We start from the raw sequence: 506 nt of genomic DNA on the forward strand, positions 1-506 counted from the left end.
GTCAATTTGCGCTTTTACATATGTAATCGTCATATCTGCTAACTTATCCATTAGCGCAAACCATGCTTTAGGTTCCGTGTACATAAATGCTTTTGTTTTATTATAGTTTTTTGAAGGTCCTCCTTCAATCATATAGCTTGCTACTGTGAAAGGAGCACCGGCAAAACCAATTAGAGGTACGTTTAACTGTTCTGTTGTTAACAGCTTAATCGTATCTAATACATACGGAACATCTTCTTCCGGGGTAATTTCTCCTAGCTTTTCTACATCGCTTAAAGATTGAATTGGATTAGAAATGACAGGACCAATTCCTGACTTGATTTCAACATCCACTCCAATTGAAGGAAGCGGTGACATTATATCTTTATATAAAATAGCTGCATCCACTCCGTACTGTTCAACGGGCAGGCGTGTTACGTATGCCCCAAGCTCCGGCTGATGAGTGATTTCAAATAGAGAGTACTTCTCTTTTAGCTTTCGGTATTCCGGCTGTGAACGCCCTGCTT

Annotated in this window: 1 protein-coding gene; it reads right to left on the bottom strand. The window is 39.9% G+C overall.

All coding sequences use genetic code 11. The features are described 5' to 3' along the window. Positions 1-506: uroporphyrinogen decarboxylase family protein (locus AC27IT_RS28350; RefSeq protein WP_487092351.1), on the bottom strand; the 506-nt coding region annotated here is incomplete at both ends.

The organism is Brevibacillus sp. YAE8 (assembly GCF_057543335.1).